A 24583-nucleotide genomic window follows, 5' to 3' on the forward strand; every position below is an offset into this window, starting at 1 on the left:
AAAAAGCATTTCCTTATATAGAAGAGAAAATCATATCACTAATTACCTTTAGGAAATGTTACATTTTTCCGAAATCTATCATTTCCTTTTCACATTTTTTTCAAATTATATGTATTGAATTAGTAATTTGATAGTTTTAAGATAAAAGTACAACATAGATCTGCTAGAAAAACAAAAAAAGGGAGGATTCAATTATGAAAAAAGCTGTCATTGTAGAAAACAAAGGTTGTGCAACATGCTCGATCGGAGCCGCTTGTCTAGTGGACGGTCCTATCCCTGATTTTGAAATTGCCGGTGCAACAGGTCTATTCGGTCTATGGGGGTAAGGATCTCCCAAAAGGGCATAGTCATTCTACTATGCCCTTTTTAAGTAAATTACAATTTTTAACTAAAATCTACCTCTTGGATATACATACACAACCGTTTTTCATTTGAATCATATGTATAGGGGATGGTATTTTGTTTATAGAGCAGATGTTTCCATTTATTAATGAAAGTGTAAGAGTTCACCAGCTTCCTGAGGGCGGCGTGTTAGAAATCGACTACTTGCGCGATAATGTCTCCATTTCTGACTTTGAGTATTTGGATCTCAACAAAACGGCTTACGAGCTCTGCATGCGCATGGATGGCCAAAAAACAGCTGAGCAGATTTTAGCTGAGCAATGTGCAGTGTATGATGAATCACCGGAAGACCATAAAGATTGGTATTACGACATGCTCAACATGCTCCAGAACAAGCAGGTTATTCAGCTTGGAAACCGGGCAAGCCGCCATACAATCACCACGAGCGGAAGCAATGAATTTCCGATGCCCCTGCACGCCACCTTTGAACTGACGCACCGCTGTAATTTGAAATGCGCCCACTGTTATTTGGAAAGCTCACCTGAAGCGCTCGGCACCGTGTCGATTGAGCAATTCAAAAAAACGGCTGATATGCTGTTTGATAACGGTGTATTGACATGCGAAATCACGGGCGGGGAAATTTTTGTCCATCCAAATGCCAATGAGATTCTTGACTATGTGTGTAAAAAGTTCAAAAAAGTCGCTGTCTTAACAAACGGAACACTCATGCGAAAAGAGAGCCTGGAGCTTTTGAAGACTTACAAGCAAAAAATCATCGTCGGCATTTCTCTTGATAGTGTCAATTCCGAGGTCCATGACTCCTTTAGAGGGAGAAAAGGCTCTTTTGCCCAAACTTGTAAAACGATAAAATTGTTGAGTGACCACGGTATATTTGTCAGAGTCGCCATGTCTGTCTTCGAAAAAAACATGTGGGAAATCCACGATATGGCCCAAAAGGTTCGGGATCTCGGGGCGAAGGCGTTTTCTTACAATTGGGTTGACGATTTCGGAAGAGGCAGGGATATTGTCCATCCAACGAAAGACGCCGAGCAGCACCGCAAGTTTATGGAATACGAGCAAAATGTGATTGATGAGTTTAAAGACCTGATTCCGATTATTCCCTATGAGAGAAAACGCGCGGCAAATTGCGGCGCTGGCTGGAAGTCCATTGTGATCAGCCCGTTCGGCGAAGTACGTCCTTGCGCCCTCTTTCCAAAGGAATTTTCATTGGGAAATATTTTTCAAGATTCCTATGAAAGCATCTTTAACTCCCCTCTCGTCCATAAACTGTGGCAAGCGCAAGCGCCGAGGTTCAGCGAACATTGCATGAAAGACAAATGCCCGTTCAGCGGCTATTGCGGAGGCTGTTACTTAAAAGGGCTGAACTCTAACAAATATCACCGAAAAAACATTTGCTCTTGGGCGAAAAATGAACAATTAGAAGACGTGGTCCAGCTTATTTAGGAGGGAAACGATTTGTCACCAGCACAAAGAAGAATTTTACTGTATATCCTTTCATTTATCTTTGTCATCGGCGCAGTCGTCTATTTTGTCAAAAGCGATTATCTGTTTACGCTGATTTTCATTGCCATTGCCATTCTGTTCGGGATGCGCGCGCGGAAGGCTGACTCGCGATGAGCATTTTGGATATACACGATGTATCCGTTTGGTATGAACGGGACAACGTCATCTTAGAACAAGTGGATTTACATTTAGAAAAAGGCGCCGTTTACGGGCTGCTTGGGGTAAACGGCGCCGGAAAAACGACACTGATTAATACGCTGACAGGCGTGAACCGCAATTTCAGCGGGCGCTTTACACTGTGCGGAATTGAAGCGGAGGCCGGCATGCCGCAGAAAACATCAGATCAGCTGAAGACTCACCGTTACTTCGCCGCCGATTACCCGCTGCTATTTACAGAAATTACGGCGAAGGACTATGTGTCTTTCGTCCATTCGCTTTATCAAAAGGATTTTTCAGAGCAGCAGTTTGCCAGTTTGGCCGAGGCCTTTCATTTTTCGAAATACATCAACAGGAGAATTTCAGAGCTGTCCTTGGGGAACAGGCAAAAGGTTGTATTGATGACAGGCTTATTGCTGCGCGCTCCCCTGTTTATTTTGGATGAGCCGCTCGTCGGTTTGGATGTGGAATCGATAGAGGTCTTTTATCAAAAAATGCGTGAGTACTGTGAAGAAGGCGGGACCATTTTGTTTTCTTCTCATCTGCTCGATGTCGTGCAAAGATTTTGTGATTATGCGGCCATTCTTCACAACAAACAGATCCAAAAGGTCATTCCGATTGGAGAGGAGACCGATCTGCGGCGGGAATTTTTCGAGGTGATCGGCCATGAATAACATAATCCCCATCATGTCTTTGCTGTTCAAACAGCTTTACAGCCGGCAAGGGAAAAAGGACGCCATCCGCATTGCCGCAGGCCTTGTCATTCTCGCCGTGTTTGAAATCGGGCTGATCCGCCAGGCCGGCATTGATGAATCGGTGTTGCGCAAAACGTATATCATACTCGCGCTTCTCTTAATGAACGCATATATGGTGTTTCTTTCTGTGACATCTCAATGGAAGGAATCTTATATGAAACTGAGCTGCCTGCTGCCGATTTCTTCACGGAGCTTTTGGCTCGCCCAGAGTGTCGTTTTGTTTGTCGATACCTGTTTGAGAAGAACTTTATTCTTTTTTATTTTACCGCTGTTCTTATTTGGAAACGGAACGCTGTTAGGGGCGCAAACATTGTTTTGGCTCGGCAGGTTTTCGTTTTTTACCGTTTACTCCATTATTTTCGGAGTTGTGCTAAGCAACCATTTCGTCAAAAAGAAAAACTTGATGTTTCTGCTGCATGCGGCGATATTCGCCTGTGTATGTCTCAGCGCCGCTTTGATGCCGGCCGCCACGCTTCCGCTTTGCGCGGTGCATATGCTGTGGGCGGTGATCATTGACTTTCCTGTCTTTCTACAGGCGCCTCCGCAGCAGAGCAAGATGCATTCATTTATGCGGCGATCTAAATTTTCGTTTTACAAAAGAGAATGGAACCGATTTATCTCTTCTAAAGCGATGCTGTTAAATTACGCGGTAATGGCGGCGTTCAGCGGCTTCTTTTCGTTCCAGATGATGAATACCGGCATCTTCAATCAGCAAGTGATTTATATCGTGATTTCCGCGCTTTTGCTCATCTGCTCGCCGATCGCCCTTTTGTACTCGATTGAAAAAAATGACCGGATGCTGCTCATCACGCTTCCGATCAAGCGGAAAACGATGTTTTGGGCGAAATATCGCTTTTATTCAGGCCTATTGGCAGGCGGATTTCTCCTTGTCGTGATGATTGTGGGTTTCATCAGCGGCCGTCCGATTTCAGTTCTCACTTTTTTGCAGTGCATTGAGTTGCTGCTGGCGGGAGCGTATATCAGGTTAACTGCGGATGAAAAAAGGCCCTCCTTCAGCTGGCAGACGGAGCAGCAGCTATGGAGCGGTTTCTCAAAATATCGGTCTTATCTGTTTTGTCTTCCCCTATTCTTAGCCACATTAGCCGGCACCGCTGTATCCTTGGCGGTCATTCCGATAGCCGGTCTGGTCATAGTCTATTACCTGCAAAAACAGGATGGTGGTTTCTTTGATACAAGCAAAAGAGAACGGCTTGGAAGTTAACCTGCTGAAGACTCATCAATTTTCAACTATTTCAATCGCCGCGAGCTTTCTGAAACCAATCGAAAGCGCGGCGGAACCTGAGGAAGAAACGATTTATTTTTACGGCGCCGCTGCATACCTGAAGGAGCAGATGATTGACGCTTTTGGTTATGCTGCCGGCAGCCGTTTCATGTACTCAGCGAATCTCTTTTTTGATCAGCAGCTGAAAACCTGCGGGACCCGTTTGATTCACCCATTATATAACGGGAATCTTCATGTTGACGCCCTGATGAAAACTTTTGCAGACTTGTCTTTCCCTTCTTCTCTTTCATTCGAAGCAGTTGAAAAGGCCAGGAATGAGCTGCTGCTGAGAATCGAAAAGAAATTCACTGATCCCTTCTCCTACTCGGCGGCGCGCTTGGCTGAGGAGGTCTTCGGAAACCCGATGTACGGCACAGGCATGTTTGGCCGGAGAGACAGGATAAAGGCGATTCATCCTAAACGGTTTCTCGACGCAACGGACTTTATCGTTGATTTAGGGTCCCAGCAAAAACAGCTGAACATATTGGGACAAGCACAAGCATGTGATGTTCGGGGACATGCCCCGCAAACGTCCGCTGTAACGTCCGGAAGAATACCCGTAAACCGGCATGTTTTTGAAACAGAGACACGCAGCGCTGCAGGTCCTTCCGTCTTGACACTCGGATTTGACTGCGGAGAGATGAAAGATGCCAGCGATTATATCAAAATACAGCTAATAGACGGATTACTGGGAAAGTACGGCCATTCCGCTTTATTCAAGCACTTCAGAGAGAAGGATCTGGCAGTCTATCACGTTATCACCCGTTACGATGTCATGAACAATTTGCTGCTTGTTTCAATATGTACAGATCAGCTTCATGAGAAAGACATTCCCCCGCGCGTTTTGGAAGCTGTTTCAGCTTTTCATACAGATGAGAGGGAACTAGAACAGGCAAAGCAGTTTTTACGCAATGAATTGCTGCTGCAATTCGATTCTCCCGAAGGTCTATTGGCCTATATGGGGATCCTGCGCCGCTTCTCCTGCACGAAAGAAGCCTTGCTGGATGGCATCTCAGCGGTTACATGCCGTGATGTATTGCAATTCATAGCGACCATCAATTATATCGGAGCTCATGTAGTAAGGGGATGAAGAGATGGAAAAGAAAGCCTTTTTTCAACAGCTGGATGAACGAACCGATATCAGATACACAGACAGCGGACTAAAAATATTCAGATTGAAATTCCCCCGCGCCCACCTGCGGCTGTGCAATGTAAAAATCAATTTTGGAAGCCGGGATGTATGTATACGGGCAGAATCCGGTGATACACTGCTTCCGTATGGCACAGCGCATTTTTTAGAGCATCTTCTCTTCTGGCATAACGGCCGCAATCTGTACAGTGATTTTTTTGCGCATGGCGCGCTTTTAAACGCATTCACTACCTACACCGATACCAATTTCATGTTTACCTCATTACCGGATCGGCTCAGACAAACGATCCCCATCCTGCTTGATGCTTTATGGAACCACTCATTTGACAAGAAGATTATCGCTCAGGAAAAAGCTGTGATTACAAGCGAAATTCAAACAGCACACCTTAACCATCAGCTCTCATATCATTATCAGCTGATCAGCATGCTTTCTCCCTCATCACCAGCTGCCGTTTTCCCCGCAGGCAGAATCGAAGATATTGAGGCGCTGGACATCAGTGATTTACAAAAAGCCTATAAGGCTGCCTACCAAGCCCATCGGATGACGCTGTTTTTGATTGGGGGCTCAGAAAATACAGAAACGCTTTTGCCTCCTCACCTCCAGCTGGAAAAGCGTCCGGATTATCATGCTGAAAGAAAAATCATCCCGGCATGCCCTCCAGCCCTCTCACAAAAAATGGTGCTGGGTGATGAGGAGCGGATGAATGATACATGGACCGGATTACAGATCGGCGCACTTCCCGGGCAAAACGATCTGTTGTCGATAAAGCTTTATTGGGATATCGCGGCTCGTATTCTATTTCAATTAGATTCACCGTTTTTTCAAGAGATTCAGCAAACGTACCGTCTGGAAATCGATCGCTTGTCCGCCGAGACTTATATATATGAGGATGGCGGTTTCTTGATCCTTCACAGTCAAGGGACCCATTCTTCAGCTTATATCGATGTGGCTTCATACTATGTCACACAGAAGAAAGAACAGGTTGCCGCCTGGCTTCAATACGGCAAGGACTCTTTGACTTACGCGATCATTTATGACAGCGATTATGTGCGTAAATGCTTCGAGTGGGCAGCCGAGTGTGACAGGTGCGATTGCTCGTTTCTTGACATGTACCACATCATTCAAGATATGGATACGCAGGTTTTCTTGTCTCTCATTGATGCAATGGCATCTTCTAACAAAGCGATCATTCACGTTTCTCAGAAAGAGGCGATCAGACAATGAAGAAAAACACTGTCTTTACCCTTTCATTGCTGCTTATAGGTATGGCGGCTTATTCCTTCGGCTGGGTTCAGGCCGTTGCCGAAGCCGCCGCCCAATATGTACAGATGATCAACAATGATGCTGTGCGGCTCGGACTGCTGGCTTGTACCGCTGCCCTCCTGATGCTGCCTGCTTTTCTCTATCTTCATTATGTCACCCAATCCGTGAAAAACATGACAGCAGCTTTTCAGAAACTCACACAGTCTCATCAAAGCTGCTGTGACTTTCAGCAACACAACTTGTGCAGCCGATATGCAGAAGACGTCAAATCGCTGCGTGACAGCTATAAAAACGTCCGCCAAACATACGTGATGGCTGCCGTGTTGTGCCAAGTCATCATATTCGGCTGCATGTTCGAAATCGTTAAAGCCGTCCCTTTCCGCCTTCACACGCCCCCTGCCCTTTCAATGGGACTTGCGATGCTACTGATCCTGTATTTATTGTTTTGCATGCGAACGTATTTGCGGCAGCTTTTCCGGCACGGCAGCCTGTTCAGAAAAGTGTTTGCGGGAGTGCTGGCAGCAGCCGGGCTTTGGTGGATGCTCAGTTTCTCTATAAGTGAACTGCTGTTTCTGATTATCCTGGCTGCCATCCAGCAAATCGGATCATTTATTTATAAACGATTCTCTTATCGCAGCACCGCTTCTCTTGATCTATAAAATAGCTACATCGCAATCGCAGACGGACCCGCGCCAACCGGAATCACCGTCACGGCTGTATAATCACTTGTGCGGTACACGGTCACAGCATTGTCGTTGGGCTGTGCCGCATAAATATACTGTTTGTCCGGCGTTACGGCGAGGTCAAAAGCGCCGGGGAGAGACACGTTTGCAATGATCCTCTGTCTGGCCGTATTAACTACGTATAAGTTATTAATGAGAAACGGTTCACTATATGGCTCTAGAAAATAAGCTCTAGTACTATCGAGAGAAAATACAATCGTCCTCAGCGTTTCAAATAAACGGCTGAAGTCCCCTCCCCTGCTTAATGGTGACAAACTAATCTCCGTTACACCTTTCGGCCACAGCTCACCATTCAACACGTACGCAAAATTTCCAGCGTAAGGAGTTGCAATTAAACTGGGAAATTCAAATGTATCTATGATACTTTCTACCAACTGCCCAGTATTTACATCATATTTATCAACCGACCAACTGCTTCCATTAGCGGTATAGACATACTGTCCATTCGGATCAAGAGCAAAGTCTAAAGCGCCGGGTATCGGAATGACATCAATGACCGATTGAGAGGCCGTGTTAATCATATATATAGATCCGGCTGCCATCACGTACGCGAACTCATCTGTTGGATCAAATTCAATCTTTCTCGGCCCTCCTCCAACAGTGATAGTATTTATGATGGTTAATGTTTTATTATCAATCACTGAGACAAGGTTGGTATTCCCATGGAGAACATACGTGAATGCTTTATCGAAAGTAACGCCTAGATTAGTTGGCACAGCAGAAAACGGGATTGTTTTTACAATAGTGTTTAAATCTGCATCAATGACCGAAACCATGCTGTCTCCAGTATTGGCAGTAAACACATACGATTGAGGGTCTGGCGATGGCGGTAAAACAAGTGTCCCGGCCACCGTGAGCGGACTGCCGTAGAAAGGCGGCACGATGAGAAGATCTTCCACTGTCATTTGATTAAAATCAGGACAGCGGTCAGACTGTGCTGCATAATAAACAACTTGATCAATCTCTTCAGTATGAATCACAGAAACAGCCCCGTCCCCTTGTCCATATTGATTTCGTACAGGCGACACACTGACAAGAAGCGTAATGGTCCCTTGTACTCTCACGGCATATCGAACACCGATATCTGGTTCCGGCCCAGTCTGGATTAAGCAAGGCTCACTGATACAGGACAAATTGTCTGTACTCCATGTAACAGCCGCTGACGCTTCGGCCGAATCAACCTTGAAGCCCTCAAGGATATCTATCGGCACTTGAAACGGCGCTTCCCGGCTAATTTCCTCATCACAAAAACAGAAACAATTTTCCTGTAAAGCAGAAAGATCATTCTTTTTCATGATTTCACGTCCTTTTAGAAATGCACCACACATAGTTGATTAAATCGCAATAGCTCCCGGTGAAACCCCAAGAGATATGACAGTCTCCACGGAGTAATCCTCCGTGTTGTAAACAGTGATGCTCTGTTCTAGAACATGAGTTGCATACAGAAATTCGCCATTCGGGGTAAACGCAAAGTCTCTTGCCGACTGCGGAACATTTCCTATAACGCCTGCTCCATTTGGACTGACAGAATATAAATTGCCAGTGAAGCCGTCATATAAATACACCTCTGCTCCACTCGTAAACATTCGATATTCCCCTTCATACTCCAGCTCTTGGGTGCTGCTGATGGTAAACGTATTTAAATCAATAACCGTCAAATAATTAAAAAAGAATTCTTGTTCTAATACATAGGCATACCGCTCCGGCCAATTTGTTTCTATGGTTGATACGATAAGCTCTCGTTCAATTGTTCCTGTGACTTCACCGGTAGTTAGGTCCACTTTTTGCACGATGCCAAAATTTAGAACATAGGCAAATAACCCATTGGGATCGATTGCAACATCATACCCTTCCACAGGAATCGACCTATCCACAGTTAACGTATCAATTCCAATCACAGAAACCGCAGTACCGGTGAAAACATAAGCAAACTCATGATTAGGGATAAATCTAATCAATCGAGGCGGCTGATCCAGCAATATAGATGCTGTCACTGTTAATGTGTCATAATCGATGACAGAAATCACATTATTGTTGGGATGTAAGACAAACACAGCGCTTTTATCTGGGGTAATTTCAATACCTGCCGGATTGTACGGAAGAGCAATCGTTGTCACAACAGAATGAGTGTTTGTATCAATCACAGAAACTGATTGATCATTTGAATTCGCTGTAAACGCATAGACGGGTTCCGGCTCCGGCACAAGCACAATCGTCCCCGTCACCGATAAAGGACTGCCGTAAAACGGCGGAACAACAACAAGGTTCTCAATCGTGATGTCACTGATATCCGGGCAATCATCCGGTTCATCGGAATAATAGACGACTTGATCGATCTCTGCATTGTGAATGACGGAAACAGCCCCGTCCCCTTGTCCATATTGATTTCGCACAGGTGAGACACTGACGAGTAGCGTAACGGTTCCCTGCAGGCTCACTGCAAATTGAACACCGACCTCATCAGGCTCAGGCCCCGTTTGAATTAAGCAACGGTCACTGACACAAGAAAGGCTGTCTGCATTCCACGTCACGTTTGCAACAGCTTCAGCCGGATCAACGACAAACCCTTCAGGTAATTCAATCGGTGCTTGAAACATGGCTTCTCGGCTTGCTTCTCCCTCACAAAAACATAAGCACTCTTCTTGTTCTGTTCCTGCTTTTTCTTTAAAGGAAAGCTTGTTTTTTCTCATTCCTTCACTTCCTTTTCAGACATACACTGCTCACGCAGATATAACAGAATATGGAAGGATAACGTGTTTGCTTGTACAAATTGCTGAGGGTAAACGCTTCTTTTTGAAAATATATTTCCAAACATGCGGTGTAACGAAAGAAAAAATTGCGGTTTTTTTGCGCTTCTCACAAGAATGTTGATGATAAAATATGACATATATAGAATTATGAAGGGAGGGATTTGCAAACGTGACAGGTGTCATATCTTCTTCTTCCATCGGAGAAAAGATTAACGAATGGTATATGTACATACGCCGATTTAGCATACCCGATGCAGAATATTTGCGACGAGAAATCAAGCAAGAGCTGGATCACATGGAAGAAGATCAAGACCTTCATTTGTACTATTCACTAATGGAGTTTCGGCACAACCTGATGCTTGAGTACCTTGAACCGTTAGAAAAAATGAGGATTGAGGAACAGCCGAGACTGTCTGATCTGCTGCTTGAGATTGATAAAAAACAGGCTCGTTTAACTGGTCTGCTTGAGTACTATTTTAATTTCTTCAGAGGCATGTATGAGCTGGACCAGCGGGAATATCTGTCGGCTATTAAATTTTTCAAGAAGGCCGAAAGCAAGCTGATATTCGTTAAGGATCGGATAGAGAAAGCTGAGTTTTTCTTTAAGATGTCTGAATCTTATTACTATATGAAACAAACGTATTTTTCAATGGACTATGCACGGCAAGCATATGAAATATACAAAGAAAATGAAGCTTATAATATAAGATTGCTGCAGTGTCATTCTTTATTTGCCACCAATTTTTTAGATTTAAAACAGTATGAGGATGCCATCTCACATTTTCAAAAAGCTTATTCTATGGCAGAAGCTGAAAAGCAGCCCCAATTAATGGGAAGAACTTTGTACAATATCGGGCTTTGTAAAAACAGCCAAAGCCAATATGAGGATGCCATAACTTATTTCAAAAGAGCAATAGCTGTTTTTGAAGAATCAAATATTCTTCCTTCCTTACCTCAAGCGTATTTTTTAATTACACAGATCCATTATAAATTAGGAAAAATGGATAAAGCTCATGAATATCATAGTAAGGGAATGGCTTATTCACAAAAGGCCGGAGATGTAATATATTTATCAGAGTTTGAATTTTTGAAATCTTTATACTTATCAGGCCCGGATGAAGAAGCAATTCAAGGATTTTTTGATTTTCTCGAAAGTAAAATGTTGTATGCTGATCTTGAAGATTTCGCTATTGATGTGGCAAAATATTATCATGAACGTAAAAATTTTCAAAAAGCTTCTGCTTATTTTTTGAAGGTGGAACAAGTAAGGCAACTTATTCAAGGAGGAGTGAGTTTGTATGAAATTGAAGTCTAAACTATTACTCTCTTGTCTGGCTCTAAGCACTGTGTTCGTGGCAACAACTATTGCAAATGCACCTACACACCAAATTGAAGTTGCACAACGAGGAATGATTTAAACACTTAAAATATAAAAAGGGAAATGTTATTTCGTTAACATTTCCCTTTTTATATTTATTCACTTAGAAATTTATCAGTCTTTTCACTTCCTTTAAATTAAATATTAATAAACAAATGAATTTTTTCCTTAAATTTCATTTACTTTTCCTGTATTATACATTATTATATATAGGACTTAAGTTATCTTTAATCTTCAATTGAAGAATACTCGGAGGAATAATAACAAATGAAATTTACAGTTAAAAAACATATAAGTAAAATGTTTATAATATTTGGGCTTGCTGTTTCATCTTTTGGAGTCACAAGTGCTGTGCATGCCGCTGCCAATACTTCTGATTCAACTGTCCATTTTACTTTTAGAGTATGGTCTCCTTATGATTATACAACTGCACGCAGAAAACAGAACAAAAGCTCTATGTATATGAAAGTGATAAGCTCTGACAAGAACAGCAGTTTTAATGTTTGGACTGAAGCAGATGCTAACGTTCACTCTAAAGGACGAGACTGGAAAAACGTATCTGGAAAAAAACATGAAGGAGAGGTAAAGCCAGGAAACACTTATTTATTTGTGAACACAGCAGTTGAAAGTTATGGTAAAAATGTTCCCGTTCGATTTGGTGGTTACAGCTGGGAAAATAATGCGTACAAAACAAATTGGAGTCCTGACAGTGTTAAACCTAAAGGCAAATACATAGAATATTAATGGAATTTTGCTTCTAAATAGGGTTTGAGCGGTTTTACGATATGTAAAACCGCTTTTTAAAGTTTATTTTTCCCTTAAATTAATCATGATGATTTATAAATGTGGTAATATATGAAAATGATTACCTTAATTCATTTTAATAACAGGAGGTATAAATATGACCTATTTTTTCATTTACAGGCTTCTAAAAAGCAAGACACTATATTTTTCACTTATATTTAGTACTCTCATAGTACTATACCAGTACTTGGATATTGTAGTGTTTAATAATCATTCAAATCTGCCTTACGAAGTTCACAAATCACCTTTTTTATCGAACATATTACAGGGTAATTCTGTTATTCCTTCAACAGTATGGTTGATGATACTTCCTATTTTGGCTACCTTGCCAATTACAAGTATATATAGATTTGATGTGAATTCTGGATATTTTATGAACACTATAATAAAAACAACTAAAAGCAAATACTTTAATACACTTATCGTGTTTAATTTCTTGTGCTCTTTTTTGATTATTATAATTCCTTTAAGTATTAATTTATATTTATTTTTGATGACTTATCCATCCATTAAACCTGATGGAATCATAAATTACATGCAAAATGTGGTTTCTAATGGTAGTGACCTTGCTAACATTTATTATGAACATCCACTGCTCTATACGTTAATCCTAATACTTATAAATGGACTATACGGTGCTATCTTATCAACAGTCGGGCTATCTTTTTCTTTTTTCATTAAAAAAACTTATTTTGTATATATTATACCGTTTGTTGTGAATTTACTTGGCATTACTATCTTGAATCCAGATTATAATCCTCAAAGATATATTATTAATAAAAATGGTTTTTTTAATTTACAAATTTTTTCTTTATTAAACTTAGTATTAATTATATTAGGTCTTTTAATATTTTTATGGGGTAAAAAGCGCCGTGTTTTATTATAATCTTTTAAAACAAAAATTCATAAGCAAATATTTTGGTTTTTCTATACTCTTTTCTATCAATGCTATAATTATATTTATATTTTTTAAGAGATCAATACAGACGCAAAATGACCATATTATCGATCAAATCTTTACATATCAGCACCTTGTATTATTGATAGCTCCATTAATTGTAGTATTTACTCTATTAGTGTCTTCCGATTATTTCATGGATCATGCCGTGATTCGGCTGAATAGTTCATTTAAGATAGTAGGGTACTATTTCCTTAAAAGCATTTCTTTTTCAGCTATACTAGGCATTATTGTTATGGGAGAAATCTATATATTGTGCTTTACATATAATATTGATAATAATCTGTTAACTGTTAGTAATTTTTCAACTCATGTATTCGCCTATATATTCATTGCTTACTTGACATCGTTTTTAATCCTTTTAACAAATCAAATATTAGTTGTAATAATAGAAATAATTTTATTTTTGTTTGATTATCTAGAATGTAACGGCATTCTCTTCTTAAACGGATTTTTATTAAATTTTGATGATTTAAAGGATCTATTGGTATTCAGAGTAGGGCTGATGTTTATTTTGTTCGGAGTGTGTATTCAAATAGTTAAAAAACAAGACTATTTGAGGCCTAACGACCAGAAAGGAACGTACTAATGCATTCTATTTTTCATTTGTTAAAAAGGGATATTATGATGAGGCTGCATGATTGTAAAGCAACTTTTCTTTTTATAAGTTTAGCAGCTTTGCTAGTCTATTTTGTTTCTTTTTGGAATAGTTATAAATCTGGCCAACTAGACCAGCACAATCTTTTAAATAATTATATGAATGTCTTTCATTCACTAAACTTTTTTGAATTACATGAGCTTTATTCACAACATAAATTTTCAATCCCCTTTACGTGGATTTGCCTTCAGCTATTCCCTTTACTTATTATTGGGCATTTTTCATATAATGACTTTCAAAAATCAGGAACTTTATTAATACCTAAATTAAACAATAAATTAGCTTTTTGGTTAAGCAAAGTGTTTTCCTTATGGTTTTTTTGCTTGATAATCTGGATTGTCTGGTTTTCATTCTATTTCATTTTCTTTCTAATATTCAAAGGTACAATAACAATTGGAGAGATCAAACCTGTTCTTTCTTTAATGTTAATTCAATATTCAGTGACAGCTGTTTATACTCTAGTTTTTGAAACATTAACGTATTTCTTTTCGTTTATTATTTCATTAGTTATTTCAATTGTGTATCTCATCATATCCATATTTGTTCATTCAAAATTCTTTTTTACCTCGTTAGCCATACCAGGCAGATGGTATTTCGCCGATCATTCATCAATAAATATGAGTTATTCTAATGGCTCTGCTATTCATTTGCCAATATTTATTGGTGTAATTGCTTTATTTTGCATCTCATGCTGCTTTGTAGGAATGATTCGCATAAAAAAAATAGACATTTTAGGAGATTAATTATGACTGCATTTATAGAATGTACAAATGTATATAAGAAGTTAAAAGGAAATCTTGTACTTAATGATATTAATTTAACTATCAAAAAAAATGAGTTTGTAGTATTAAAAGGACATAATGGCTCTGGAAAAACAATGATTTTAAGAGCAATCGCAGGGCTTTTAAAATTAACCAAAGGGCAAATTATTGTCAATAATCTCATTATAGGAAAAGATACAGATTTTTCTATAAATACTGGGATATTAATTGAATATCCCAGTTTTATACCTGTCTATACCGGTTATCAAAATTTGAAATTCTTAGCTTCAATTAATAAGAAAGTTTCAGACCAAGAGATCCGAAAAATGATAGAGCAAGTAGGATTAGATCCTGAAGACAACCGTAAGGTAAAACGTTATTCCTTAGGAATGAAGCAACGTTTAGGCCTAGCACAAGCACTAATGGAGTCTCCATCACTGCTGCTTTTAGATGAACCGACTAACGCACTCGACAAAAAAGGAATTCAGCTAATCACTGATTTATTGAAAAAAGAAAAAGAAAAGGGAACTACAATAGTCGTTGCAAGTCATGATGAAACCCTGACTGAAAATAATATTGTAGACAGAGTTATACATATTAGCAATGGTAGACTGGGTGAGGATAATGAATAAACGAGCAATATTGTTAATAACCATTTTTTTAATTATTGTTGCTGGTAGTAGTTTTCGTTATTATAAACTGAATAATCATAATGATAATTACTCTCCTCATATCACAAACCTTCCGAAAAATCGTATGATCGATACGGGTGCCGGGATTACTTATCATGTTCTCAAACCATTAAAACCAATTGAATTTATGGATGAGGATCTTAATATGAAAAGATTGTTATACATTTTGCCGCTGGATATAACAAATACATCCAAGCACGAAATAACGCTGGAACAGCTCTCACCTGATGGAATGAAATATCTTTTTTTTGGTGGCTTTGATCACTATTACAATTTAATGGCGTATAATTTAGATCTTCCAGAAAAGTATCAATTCAATACTTCAATTCCTGCTGGGAAAACTATACGAGGCTATGTCGGTTTGAAAATGACAAAAGGCAAAGACGTAAACTTTAACTATAAAAATTTTGATCCCACAACCTCTAAATTATTTGTTTATTATTCCTTGATAAACAAATCAAATAAAAGGATAACATATAAATTCCCACTTAATTAATCTTGTATTACAATTCAGGAAATCAATTCATATTTCCTGAATTGTATTTTTATATTCTCTTCCTTCTCTCCTGAAAAGTTAAATTATAGAATTCAATATCTTTCAATTTAATTTTCATCTATATTGATATTATGATTGCCAACACCGCTTCAATAATTTTCATTGAAAATCATAATAATTCAAAACCTCTTATCTCCTTAATTCATTCCACTTTAAGCACCTATTAAGATTGAAAAAAATAAAACAAGCCCGTACTGAATGGCTTATACCAGTCAACACGGGCCTACCTTCTTATTTCACAAACCCAAGCAGCATTTCACGGATGATTTTGCTGGCTGTGTTTGCCGTTTGCTCTGAGTGGTCATACACCGGTGCTACTTCCACTAAATCAGCGCCCTTTACGTTTACCTCTGAACGCGCAATTTCATGGACGGATGCAAGCAATTCTTTAGACGTGATGCCGCCGGCGTCAACCGTTCCTGTACCCGGTGCGTGTGCAGGGTCTAATACGTCAATGTCAATTGTGACATAAACCGGACGGCCCGCCAGCTTCGGAAGCACCTCTTTCAGCGGTTCAAGCACTTCAAATTTTGAGATGTGCATGCCGTTTTCCTTCGCCCATTCAAACTCTTCTTTCATGCCGGAACGGATTCCAAATGAATACACATTGTGCGGTCCGATCAATTCTGCCGCCTTACGGATCGGCGTGGAGTGAGAAAGCGGTTCTCCCTCATAATCAACACGAAGATCTGTATGTGCGTCAAAATGGATAATCGCAAGGTCTGGGTATTTCTTGTACATTGCTTTAATGACAGGCCATGACACGAGGTGCTCCCCGCCCATACCCATTGGGAACTTCCCTTTTTCTAAAATGCTGTCCACGTACTCTTCAATCATATCCAGGCTTCGCTGCGGATTTCCGAACGGCAGCGGAATGTCGCCGGCGTCAAAGAAGTTCAAGTCAGCCAGATCGCGGTCTAAATATGGGCTGTATTCCTCAAGGCCGATTGACACCTCACGGATTCTGCTTGGACCAAAGCGTGAGCCCGGGCGATAGCTGACTGTCCAGTCCATCGGCATGCCGTAAAGAATGGCGTCCGCCTCTTCCCACTCGGGACGGCTCGCGATAAATACTTTTCCTGAATAAGCTTCATCAAATCTCATCTATAATACCCTCGCTTTCCTGTAAAAAAGCGCAAGATTCGCTCCTGCGCCATACCTTCATTATTTAATCAGGTCACTCACAAATTTCGGCAGAACAAATGCCGCTTTATGAATATCTTTTGTGTAATATTTCGTCTCAATATCGAAGAAACGGCTGTCTTCCACTGCAAGCGGATCATATTTTTTCGAGCCAATTGTAAATGTCCACAAACCGCTTGGATATGTCGGAATGTTCGCCGTATACAGCTTCGTAATCGGGAAGATTTCCTTCACGTCGCGCTGTACATTTGTGATTAATTCGGGTGTAAACCATGGGTTGTCCGTCTGCGCAACGAAAATACCGTCTTCTTTCAGCGCTTTTGCGATTCCTGCGTAGAATCCTTTTGTAAACAGGTTTACAGCCGGTCCGACTGGTTCAGTTGAATCTACCATAATGACGTCGTATTGATTTTCAGATTTTGCAATGTGCATAAATCCGTCATCTACCTGCACGTCAACGCGCGGATCATCCAGTTTGCCTGCGATAGAAGGAAGGAACTTTTTAGAGTATTCGATCACCTTGCCGTCAATATCTACAAGTGTCGCTTTTTTCACGCTTGGATGCTTCAGGATTTCTCTGATAACGCCGCCATCACCGCCGCCGACTACAAGAACGTGCTCCGGATTTGGGTGCGTAAATAATGGCACATGCGCCACCATTTCGTGATAAACGAATTCGTCTTTTTCAGATGTCATCACCATGCCGTCCAAAAACAGCATGTTGCCGAACTCTTCTGTTTCCACCATTTCTAAATGCTGAAACTCCGTTTGTTCTGTATGTAACGTCTTGTTAACCTTCATCGTAATGCCAAAGTTTTTCGTCTGCTTCTCTGTGTACCAAAGTTCGCTCAATTGTCATCTCCCTTTCGAGGCTGTATTCATTTATTGTAAGCGTCTTATCAGCTTTTATTCTCGGTTGAAATCTCATTTTCACCTAAGGAAAAAGTATAGAGGATGGCGGGGAAAAAGTAAAGATGCGTCCTGTTCTGCGATGTTTAAAAACGATCTTTTTTTCTCATAATAGTAGAAACATAAAAAAAGGGGGGAACCCGTTGTGGATGCAATGACAAATAAACGGCTGAGACTGACGCTGAAAACCGTTCGCGCCTTTATCTTTTTAGGGGCTTTTGCGGCCTTGGCGGCAGCTGCCGTGTTTATGACTGTCATCTTGATAGCCAAATACCAGGGCGCTCCCTCGGTGCAAGTGCCGCAATCCACGATTTTGTATGCGAGTGACGGCTCAAAGCTCGGGGAAACGAACTACGGCGAAAAGCGCTATTGGGTCCCCTTAAAGGACATGAATCCGACGATCGTAAAAGCGACAGTGGCGATTGAGGACCAGAATTTCTACGATCATCACGGCTTTGATTATAAACGCATGGCCGGCGCGGCGCTTGCTGACCTGAAAGCATTTGCCAAGGTTCAGGGTGCAAGCACCATCACCCAGCAATATGCGAGAAACTTATACCTTGAACACGACAAAACGTGGAAACGGAAATGGAATGAGGCGTTCTATACGATCCGTCTGGAACAAAACTATTCTAAGGACGAGATATTAGAAGGCTATTTAAATACGATTTACTACGGACACGGCGCCTACGGCATTGAAGCAGCTTCCCGCCTGTATTTCGGCAAGCATGCCAAAAACCTGACGGATGCGGAGGCGGCGCTTCTGGCAGGAATCCCGAAAGGACCTTCCGGCTATTCACCGTATGTCAATGAGACGAAGGCCAAGGAGCGCCAGAAAACGATTGTGCGGATGATGGAAAAGCAGCAGATGATCAGCCAAAAGAAAGCGGATGAACTGATCAAGGAACCTCTTTCCTATCAGCCTTTGAATAAACAAGTTTCCAAGAGAAAGGCTCCTTATTTCTATGACAATGCGATGAGAGAGCTGGAGAAAAAGCTCGGCATGACACGGGAGCAAATTGAAACGAGCGGGTTAAACGTCTATACAACGGTAGATAAACGGATGCAGCGCATCGCCGAGGAGACCATTACCGAAACGGTTAACGCGGGCTCTGACATTCAAGTCGGGTTTTCAGCCATTGATCCCCGCACCGGAAACGTTCTCGCTCTTGTCGGCGGCAGGGATTATCAAAAAAGCCCGTTTGACCGGACGACACAGGCGAAGCGCCAGCCTGCTTCGACGATCAAGCCGCTGCTGTACTATAAAGCGATTCAGAGCGGATTTACGCCAGTCACTTTGATGAAAAGCGAAGAAACCGAGTTTCAAATTGACGCAAAGGGAGAAACCTATTCTCCAAGCAACTATAACGGATACTATGCCAACAAGCCGATTACGCTTCTGCAGGCGCTGGCGCTTTCCGACAATATCTACGCTGTGAAAACGCATCTTTTTCTCGGCACGAACAAACTTGTAAAGACGGCAAAGGAATTTGGCATTACCGCCCATCTTCAAGCACTGCCGTCTCTGGCACTCGGCACCGAACCCGTACGCCCGATTGAGATGGTCAACGCCTATGCCATGCTCGCAAATGGCGGAAAGAAAATCGAACCGACTTTTATTTCAAGGGTAACGGACGCAGCCGGCCACGTGCTGTACGAAAACCCGAATCAGCATAAACAGGTGCTTGATGAAAAAGCCGCTTTTGTCACAGCGAGTATGATGACAGGCATGTTTGATACCGATTTAAATGGATATACGTCGGTTACGGGGCGAACGATAGCCAACCGCCTGACAAGAACGTATGCCGGAAAATCAGGAACCACCAGCGCAGACAGCTGGATGATCGGCTTCAATCCGAAGCTGGCCGCAGGTGTTTGGACCGGCTATGACAAAAACAGCACCATCGACTCGGTCGAAGAAAAAAGCTATGCTAAAACCATTTGGGCGGACTTCATGGAGGACGCGCTCAAAGGCGAACCAGAAACCGCGTTCAAGCCGCCAAAAGGCGTAACCGGTGTGTACATTGATCCGGAAACAGGCTACTCATCAGGTCCCGGCTGTGCCGCTAAGCATTACACATATTTTGTGAAAGGCACAGAACCAGCAAACGTGTGCTACGGGGCAGAACCCGCAAAACAAACAAAAGACCGGCTTCCATCCAAAGAAAAGCCCGCTTCCGAGAAAAAGTGGTGGGACAAATGGCTGGGGCGACATCATTGAAAATAACCCGGCTCCTCGGAGGCCGGGTTATTCGTATGGTTCCTTCATAATCGATGGAAGAATGTTAGACAATCGAGCTGAACAATCAGTTTTGGGATAAAGTGGTGAATTTCTTATTTCTTCGACGCCGGCTTTCATCTCCCAGTCGCCGACTCATATCCCCCTAAAAAATGAAAAACCCCGAGTCTTGTTTCGGCTCGGGATTTTCCATGTCCTATTTCTGTATCACCAGTTTACTCAATGTTTACGAAAAATATCTCAAATACTTTAAAAGTTCACAGAAAATTCATAAATTAATTGTTTTCCGGAAGCAGGCTCGTTTTTAACTCATCTGAGGAACGGTCCCATAGGCCCTGATCATGCTTTTTCAGAAATTCGCCTAGTACACGCTTCGAGCTGTCGTCCATTTTATCAACGATGATTTTCCGTTTCATGGATTTATCCATCAAATTCACATGCTCAGGCAGCGACTTGTAGCCTCTTCTGATGCTTCTGTCGACCGTCATTTCACAGGCTGTCACACCAGCGTAATAAGGCCCCTCTTCTTTTCTGTCAATCGTTACCCACACAAGCCAGTATGGTTTTCCGTTCGGAACTTCTTCTTTATTCGGGAGAAATTTAATTCCTTTTTCAACGGTGCTGCGGGCATGCATGGCGCCGATGTCTACGAACGCTTCTTTTTCCTCTACATCAACGAATACGGGAGAAATGTTATCAAGGCTGAGTGCCCCTACGCCAAAACCACCGTGTCCGTCTGTCGGATCACTTTTGATAATATTAAACCCGATTGATTTTTTCTTTTTTTCTTCCATGAAGTTCTACCTCCTACAAAAGCGGTTGAAATATCGCTGAAAACAGCTTTAAAATCGAATCTCTTCCTGCATTGAGCATCGGCCACAGCACGTAAGATCCGAGCGGTGTCACAAACAGCACCAAAAATACGATAAAGCCGTAGCTCTCCGCCTGCGTCATTTTGGCACGCACGCCCGGCGGAACGAGATCTTCTATAATTCGATAGCCATCGAGCGGAGGAAGCGGCAGCAGATTAAATAAAAACAAGACAAGATTCAGCTGTATCCAAATAGAAAAAAACTGATCCAGCCCCGTGCTGAACGCCGCAAGCATTTCCATTCCGTACGCATGCATCAACACTAACAAAAAGAAACCAATAAACGCAAGAATCAGGTTACTGACGGGCCCGGCTATAGATACGAGCACACCGGCAAGCCGGGGTTTCTTAAAGAAGCGGTGATTCACGGGAATGGGGCGCGCCCACCCGAAGCCGGCCACCAAAATCAAAATGGTTCCGAACGGATCAAGGTGTTTAATGGGATTCAGCGTCAGTCTTCCTTGTTTTTTCGCCGTATCGTCACCGAATTTGTATGCGACATAAGCGTGGGCAAGCTCGTGCATCGTAAACGACACAATTAGCGTGATGACGAGGTATGGCATTAAAGATAACGGATAATATAAGAAACGGTCCAAGTGAGATATCCCTCTTTCTCAAAATGCAAGAATTTACTTTATTCAGTATACTATAAGAAGCCTCTTTTTCTAAAGAGAGGAAACGAGATAAAGGAGGATTCAGCACCCATGCCATACGTAACTGTCAAAATGCTCGAAGGCCGTACAGACGAGCAAAAACGCAATCTTGTCGAGAAAGTAACAGAAGCCGTAAAGGAAACAACCGGTGCTTCTGAAGAAAAAATTGTTGTCTTTATAGAAGAAATGAGAAAAGACCATTATGCCGTCGCAGGCAAACGCCTGAGCGATATGGAATAATCTCTATAAAGCCGGCGCTTCGCGCACCGGCTTTTATTATCCCTATTGAGCCAGCTTCGCAATAATCGCCAAGAACGTCTCTTTCTCTTCGGCTGTTAAACGTTCAAACATGCCGTCAATCAGCTGCTGGCGGTTTTCGATCATTTGTTCAGCCGCTCCCCGGCCCGATTCAGAAAGCGTAATCCATACAGTGCGGCGGTCATTGTTATTTCTGGATCTCTCAATAAACCCTTCCTGCTCTAAATGATTCAGAGCTGTGGTCGTGGCAGAGGGAGACAGTGTGACCTCCTTCAAAATATCCTTTATGGTGCAGCTCCCATGTCTGTATATGATCCGCAGAATAAACCCTCTTACATTATTCACGTGTTTCGGAACGGTGGCTTCATCTAATTGCTTCGTGCTTTTCAAATATTTTGTAAGTGCGTGATCCAGCAAATTTGCTTCCAGTTTGTCATGGTCCATGTCAATTTCCCCATTTCGAGATGCATTCATAACATACGAACGATATGATTTACTTATTATTTTACTGATTCCGAATAGGGAAAGTCAAAAAAGCAAAATGTGAATTCACAGCTTTTATCCTACATGCCTCGATTTTCCACCTGTTTCACAAGCTTATCTTTGAATGTCTGAAAAGGAACATGTTCATTCTGCTGATGTCCGAATCGGCGGACGTTTACCGCATCCTCCTGCTCCTCATGATCTCCAAGCACCAGCACGTACGGGATTTTCTGCACCTGCGATTCTCTGATTTTATAGCCCAGCTTCTCATTGCGCTCATCAATGCCGGCTCTTATCCCCACCTGCTTCAGCTCCGCCTGCACTTTTCTGCAATAGTCTAAGTGAACGTGCGAAACCGGTATGATTTGAACCTGGAGCGGTGCGAGCCAGACTGGAAAAGCCCCGCCGTAATGCTCGATCAAAATGCCGAAGAAACGGTCGATTGAGCCGAAAACCGCTCTGTGGATGACAACGGGACGAACCTTCTCATTGAGTTCGTTGATATATGTTAAATCAAATTTTTCCGGCATTTGAAAATCAAGCTGAATTGTCGCGCATTGGTGGCTCCGTTTCAGGGCATCTTTTATGTGGAAATCAATTTTCGGCCCGTAAAACGCCCCATCACCTTCATTGATCTCATAAGAGAGGCCAAGCTCCTCAAGGACGCGTGCTAAGGCACATTCCGACGCTTCCCAAAGGCTGTCATCGCCTAATGAATCCTCCGGGCGAGTCGAAAGCTCAACTGAATACTCGAAACCAAATGTCCGATATACCTCATCAATCAGCCGAATCGCTTCTTTGATCTCACTCTCAATCTGATCCTCCCGAACGAAAATATGGGCGTCATCCTGACAGAACGTCCGAACGCGAAGCATTCCGTTTAAAGCGCCGCTGTATTCATGGCGGTGCACCTGTCCGAATTCCGCCATGCGAATCGGCAGATCCCGATAAGAATACAGGCTGTTTTTAAAAATGAGCATATGGCCGGGACAATTCATCGGCTTCATTGCGAACCTTGTATCATCCACTTCTGAAAAGTACATATTGTCGCGATAATGGTCCCAATGGCCTGACTGCTCCCATAACCGCTGATTCATCATAAACGGCGTACGCACCTCATCGTAGCCGGCATTTGTTTGCAGCTTACGCGAGAAGCGCTCCAGCTCATTGCGGACAATCTGCCCTTTCGGCAAATAAAACGGCATCCCCGGCGCTTCTTCAGAAAACATAAACAGCCCTAACTGTTTGCCGAGCTTGCGATGGTCTCGTTTTGCCGCTTCTTCCAGCATATGCAGGTGCGCATCCAAATCTTTTTTCTTTTGAAACGCAACCCCGTACACCCGCTGCAGGACTTCATTTTTGCTGTCTCCGCGCCAATAAGCGCCTGATACTCTTGTCAGTTTGAACGCCTTGATCATTCCTGTAGAAGGGAGGTGCGGCCCGCGGCACAGGTCAACGAATTCCCCTTGCTGGTACAGTGTGATATCCTCCCCACGCGGAATATCCTTTAAAATCTCAAGCTTGAGCCGCTCGTCTTTTTGTGCAAACAGCTCTTCAGCCTCTTCGTAAGAAACCTCCATACGTTTGATTTCAAGGTTTTCATTTATTATGTTTTTCATTTCTTTTTCGATGGCCTCTAAGTCTCCTGATGCCAAGCTTTTCCCCAGCTTCATGTCATAGTAGAAGCCGTCTAAAATCACAGGCCCTACCCCCAATGACACTTCGCCGTACAGCCGTTTTACTGCTTGGGCCAGCACGTGCGCTGTTGTGTGGCGAAGCACCTGCAAGCCTTCTTGTGAATCGAGTGTGACAATCGAAAGCTCAGCATCTTCCTCCAGCTTGAAACTGAGATCAACAAGCTTGCCGTTGACCTGACCTGCGGCCGCTTTCTTTTGCAGACTGGAACTGATAGAACCAGCCGCTTCTTTGATTGTGATGCCTTTCGGATATTCCTGGATCTGTCCGTCCGGAAGCTGAATGTGTACATGTTTACTCATTTTAGAACACTCCTTATTCATTGTTGTATATAAAAAAACACACCCGTCCCGCAGATAGGGACGAGTGTGTGATTAACCCGTGGTTCCACCCAAGTTCCCGACAAATACTATGTTGTCGGCTCGGTGCTGTAACGCAGCATAGACGGCATTGGATACTTCAGTTCCCCAATGCTGCTCCAAGGCGGTAAATGATATTCCTAAGCTGGGAAGCTCTCACCTTTCCTTCCCTCTCTGAAAACCGTAACTATCATTCGTGT

At 42.4% G+C, this 24583-nt stretch carries 26 protein-coding genes and 1 other annotated feature (1 of these 27 only partly in view); of the genes, 17 read left to right on the forward strand and 9 right to left on the reverse strand.

Annotation, left to right across the window (positions count from 1 at the left end):
• Positions 1–194 precede the first annotated feature (194 nt).
• From sboA to albG, 9 genes are read left to right on the forward strand one after another with little or no spacing between them, the layout of a single operon-like run.
• Positions 195–326 (forward strand): subtilosin A, encoded by a 132-nt coding sequence (gene sboA, locus AC0OMA_RS19080; protein ID WP_003222002.1) that lies wholly within the window; start codon positions 195–197, stop codon positions 324–326.
• Positions 283–435 carry a bacteriocin-like protein SboX gene (gene sboX / locus AC0OMA_RS19085; protein WP_010886632.1) on the forward strand — a complete coding sequence of 51 codons (153 nt, stop codon included), beginning with the start codon at positions 283–285 and terminating at the stop codon, positions 433–435. Before sboA ends, sboX begins: the two co-directional genes overlap by 44 nt.
• Before the next feature lie 24 nt (positions 436–459).
• Positions 460–1806, forward strand: coding sequence for a subtilosin maturase AlbA (gene albA / locus AC0OMA_RS19090; protein WP_015483832.1), 1347 nt, complete (start codon positions 460–462; stop codon positions 1804–1806).
• Between the two features lie 12 nt (positions 1807–1818).
• Positions 1819–1980 (forward strand): antilisterial bacteriocin subtilosin biosynthesis protein AlbB, encoded by a 162-nt coding sequence (albB, locus tag AC0OMA_RS19095; RefSeq protein WP_003222006.1) that lies wholly within the window; start codon positions 1819–1821, stop codon positions 1978–1980.
• Positions 1977–2696 (forward strand): ABC transporter ATP-binding protein, encoded by a 720-nt coding sequence (locus AC0OMA_RS19100; protein WP_015384927.1) that lies wholly within the window; start codon positions 1977–1979, stop codon positions 2694–2696. The genes albB and AC0OMA_RS19100 overlap by 4 nt, the downstream gene beginning before the upstream one ends.
• Entirely contained in the window at positions 2689–3999 is a 1311-nt protein-coding gene (albD, locus tag AC0OMA_RS19105) for an antilisterial bacteriocin subtilosin biosynthesis protein AlbD (protein WP_041518103.1), read from the forward strand. The genes AC0OMA_RS19100 and albD overlap by 8 nt, the downstream gene beginning before the upstream one ends.
• A complete protein-coding gene (gene albE / locus AC0OMA_RS19110; RefSeq protein WP_080030755.1) occupies positions 3989–5149 on the forward strand; it encodes an antilisterial bacteriocin subtilosin biosynthesis protein AlbE in 1161 nt (386 codons plus the stop codon). Before albD ends, albE begins: the two co-directional genes overlap by 11 nt.
• Positions 5150–5153: 4 nt before the next feature.
• Complete coding sequence (locus AC0OMA_RS19115; protein WP_015483836.1) at positions 5154–6434, forward strand: M16 family metallopeptidase; 1281 nt, start codon at positions 5154–5156, stop codon at positions 6432–6434.
• A complete protein-coding gene (gene albG, locus AC0OMA_RS19120) occupies positions 6431–7132 on the forward strand; it encodes an antilisterial bacteriocin subtilosin biosynthesis protein AlbG (RefSeq protein WP_015384931.1) in 702 nt (233 codons plus the stop codon). Before AC0OMA_RS19115 ends, albG begins: the two co-directional genes overlap by 4 nt.
• A 5-nt stretch (positions 7133–7137) precedes the next feature.
• Here the strand turns inward: albG and AC0OMA_RS19125 are convergent, their stop codons facing one another.
• From AC0OMA_RS19125 to AC0OMA_RS19135, 3 genes are read right to left on the reverse strand one after another with little or no spacing between them, the layout of a single operon-like run.
• Positions 7138–8511, reverse strand: coding sequence for a YncE family protein (locus tag AC0OMA_RS19125; protein ID WP_015483837.1), 1374 nt, complete (start codon positions 8509–8511; stop codon positions 7138–7140).
• A gap of 39 nt (positions 8512–8550) precedes the next feature.
• Positions 8551–9906, reverse strand: a complete 1356-nt coding sequence (locus tag AC0OMA_RS19130) for a YncE family protein (protein WP_015384933.1) — start codon at positions 9904–9906, stop codon at positions 8551–8553.
• Positions 9903–10133: a hypothetical protein gene (locus AC0OMA_RS19135; RefSeq protein WP_015483838.1), complete on the reverse strand. Its 231-nt coding sequence runs from the start codon at positions 10131–10133 to the stop codon at positions 9903–9905. Before AC0OMA_RS19135 ends, AC0OMA_RS19130 begins: the two co-directional genes overlap by 4 nt.
• A 2-nt stretch (positions 10134–10135) precedes the next feature.
• Between AC0OMA_RS19135 and rapF the strand changes: the two genes are divergently transcribed.
• The 6 genes from rapF to AC0OMA_RS19165 all read left to right on the forward strand — a co-directional run bounded on the left by rapF (position 10136) and on the right by AC0OMA_RS19165 (position 15713).
• The gene (gene rapF, locus AC0OMA_RS19140) at positions 10136–11281 is read left to right on the forward strand and encodes a response regulator aspartate phosphatase RapF (RefSeq protein WP_015384935.1); all 1146 of its coding nucleotides are present in this window, start codon (positions 10136–10138) and stop codon (positions 11279–11281) included.
• Positions 11265–11384 carry a phosphatase RapF inhibitor PhrF gene (gene phrF / locus AC0OMA_RS19145; RefSeq protein WP_009968329.1) on the forward strand — a complete coding sequence of 40 codons (120 nt, stop codon included), beginning with the start codon at positions 11265–11267 and terminating at the stop codon, positions 11382–11384. The genes rapF and phrF overlap by 17 nt, the downstream gene beginning before the upstream one ends.
• A 227-nt stretch (positions 11385–11611) precedes the next feature.
• A complete protein-coding gene (locus tag AC0OMA_RS19150) occupies positions 11612–12088 on the forward strand; it encodes a hypothetical protein (protein WP_015384936.1) in 477 nt (158 codons plus the stop codon).
• A gap of 259 nt (positions 12089–12347) precedes the next feature.
• On the forward strand, positions 12348–13034 hold the full coding sequence (locus tag AC0OMA_RS19155; protein ID WP_236822444.1) for a hypothetical protein: 687 nt from the start codon (positions 12348–12350) through the stop codon (positions 13032–13034).
• A 1475-nt stretch (positions 13035–14509) separates the two neighbouring features.
• On the forward strand, positions 14510–15157 hold the full coding sequence (locus tag AC0OMA_RS19160; protein ID WP_015384940.1) for an ABC transporter ATP-binding protein: 648 nt from the start codon (positions 14510–14512) through the stop codon (positions 15155–15157).
• Positions 15150–15713, forward strand: a complete 564-nt coding sequence (locus tag AC0OMA_RS19165; protein ID WP_015483840.1) for a hypothetical protein — start codon at positions 15150–15152, stop codon at positions 15711–15713. Before AC0OMA_RS19160 ends, AC0OMA_RS19165 begins: the two co-directional genes overlap by 8 nt.
• 291 nt (positions 15714–16004) lie before the next feature.
• Here the strand turns inward: AC0OMA_RS19165 and speB are convergent, their stop codons facing one another.
• On the reverse strand, positions 16005–16877 hold the full coding sequence (speB, locus tag AC0OMA_RS19170; protein ID WP_003227545.1) for an agmatinase: 873 nt from the start codon (positions 16875–16877) through the stop codon (positions 16005–16007).
• A 60-nt stretch (positions 16878–16937) separates the two neighbouring features.
• Positions 16938–17768: a spermidine synthase gene (speE, locus tag AC0OMA_RS19175; protein WP_003227543.1), complete on the reverse strand. Its 831-nt coding sequence runs from the start codon at positions 17766–17768 to the stop codon at positions 16938–16940.
• A gap of 202 nt (positions 17769–17970) precedes the next feature.
• Between speE and AC0OMA_RS19180 the strand changes: the two genes are divergently transcribed.
• Positions 17971–20046, forward strand: coding sequence for a transglycosylase domain-containing protein (locus tag AC0OMA_RS19180; RefSeq protein ID WP_015384942.1), 2076 nt, complete (start codon positions 17971–17973; stop codon positions 20044–20046).
• Positions 20047–20339: 293 nt separating this feature from the next.
• Here AC0OMA_RS19180 and AC0OMA_RS19185 read toward each other — a convergent pair whose 3' ends face one another.
• Both AC0OMA_RS19185 and AC0OMA_RS19190 read right to left on the reverse strand, forming a co-directional pair.
• On the reverse strand, positions 20340–20858 hold the full coding sequence (locus tag AC0OMA_RS19185; RefSeq protein ID WP_003244446.1) for a YwhD family protein: 519 nt from the start codon (positions 20856–20858) through the stop codon (positions 20340–20342).
• A gap of 13 nt (positions 20859–20871) precedes the next feature.
• Positions 20872–21531 (reverse strand): site-2 protease family protein, encoded by a 660-nt coding sequence (locus AC0OMA_RS19190; protein ID WP_474222347.1) that lies wholly within the window; start codon positions 21529–21531, stop codon positions 20872–20874.
• Between the two features lie 108 nt (positions 21532–21639).
• Between AC0OMA_RS19190 and AC0OMA_RS19195 the strand changes: the two genes are divergently transcribed.
• Complete coding sequence (locus AC0OMA_RS19195) at positions 21640–21828, forward strand: 2-hydroxymuconate tautomerase (RefSeq protein ID WP_003222038.1); 189 nt, start codon at positions 21640–21642, stop codon at positions 21826–21828.
• Between the two features lie 42 nt (positions 21829–21870).
• Here the strand turns inward: AC0OMA_RS19195 and AC0OMA_RS19200 are convergent, their stop codons facing one another.
• Together AC0OMA_RS19200 and thrS are read right to left on the reverse strand one after the other, a co-directional pair.
• A complete protein-coding gene (locus AC0OMA_RS19200) occupies positions 21871–22290 on the reverse strand; it encodes a MarR family transcriptional regulator (RefSeq protein ID WP_003227535.1) in 420 nt (139 codons plus the stop codon).
• Between the two features lie 119 nt (positions 22291–22409).
• Positions 22410–24326, reverse strand: coding sequence for a threonine--tRNA ligase (thrS, locus tag AC0OMA_RS19205; RefSeq protein ID WP_474222348.1), 1917 nt, complete (start codon positions 24324–24326; stop codon positions 22410–22412).
• A gap of 53 nt (positions 24327–24379) precedes the next feature.
• Positions 24380–24583, reverse strand: a binding site (T-box leader) (it continues 18 nt past the right edge of the window).

Source organism: Bacillus sp. AMCV2 (assembly GCF_056033925.1).

What these genes read in the sequence shown, in the direction of transcription:
- AC0OMA_RS19150 (WP_015384936.1), top strand. Translation starts at nt 11,612, where the DNA reads ATGAAATTTACAGTTAAAAAACATATAAGTAAAATGTTTATAATATTT.
- thrS (WP_474222348.1), bottom strand. Translation starts at nt 24,326, where the DNA reads ATGAGTAAACATGTACACATTCAGCTTCCGGACGGACAGATCCAGGAA.
- AC0OMA_RS19125 (WP_015483837.1), bottom strand. Translation starts at nt 8,511, where the DNA reads ATGAAAAAGAATGATCTTTCTGCTTTACAGGAAAATTGTTTCTGTTTT.
- AC0OMA_RS19130 (WP_015384933.1), bottom strand. Translation starts at nt 9,906, where the DNA reads ATGAGAAAAAACAAGCTTTCCTTTAAAGAAAAAGCAGGAACAGAACAA.
- sboA (WP_003222002.1), top strand. Translation starts at nt 195, where the DNA reads ATGAAAAAAGCTGTCATTGTAGAAAACAAAGGTTGTGCAACATGCTCG.
- phrF (WP_009968329.1), top strand. Translation starts at nt 11,265, where the DNA reads ATGAAATTGAAGTCTAAACTATTACTCTCTTGTCTGGCTCTAAGCACT.
- AC0OMA_RS19165 (WP_015483840.1), top strand. Translation starts at nt 15,150, where the DNA reads ATGAATAAACGAGCAATATTGTTAATAACCATTTTTTTAATTATTGTT.
- AC0OMA_RS19185 (WP_003244446.1), bottom strand. Translation starts at nt 20,858, where the DNA reads ATGGAAGAAAAAAAGAAAAAATCAATCGGGTTTAATATTATCAAAAGT.
- speB (WP_003227545.1), bottom strand. Translation starts at nt 16,877, where the DNA reads ATGAGATTTGATGAAGCTTATTCAGGAAAAGTATTTATCGCGAGCCGT.
- AC0OMA_RS19160 (WP_015384940.1), top strand. Translation starts at nt 14,510, where the DNA reads ATGACTGCATTTATAGAATGTACAAATGTATATAAGAAGTTAAAAGGA.
- AC0OMA_RS19100 (WP_015384927.1), top strand. Translation starts at nt 1,977, where the DNA reads ATGAGCATTTTGGATATACACGATGTATCCGTTTGGTATGAACGGGAC.
- albD (WP_041518103.1), top strand. Translation starts at nt 2,689, where the DNA reads ATGAATAACATAATCCCCATCATGTCTTTGCTGTTCAAACAGCTTTAC.
- albG (WP_015384931.1), top strand. Translation starts at nt 6,431, where the DNA reads ATGAAGAAAAACACTGTCTTTACCCTTTCATTGCTGCTTATAGGTATG.
- AC0OMA_RS19195 (WP_003222038.1), top strand. Translation starts at nt 21,640, where the DNA reads ATGCCATACGTAACTGTCAAAATGCTCGAAGGCCGTACAGACGAGCAA.
- AC0OMA_RS19200 (WP_003227535.1), bottom strand. Translation starts at nt 22,290, where the DNA reads ATGGACCATGACAAACTGGAAGCAAATTTGCTGGATCACGCACTTACA.
- AC0OMA_RS19115 (WP_015483836.1), top strand. Translation starts at nt 5,154, where the DNA reads ATGGAAAAGAAAGCCTTTTTTCAACAGCTGGATGAACGAACCGATATC.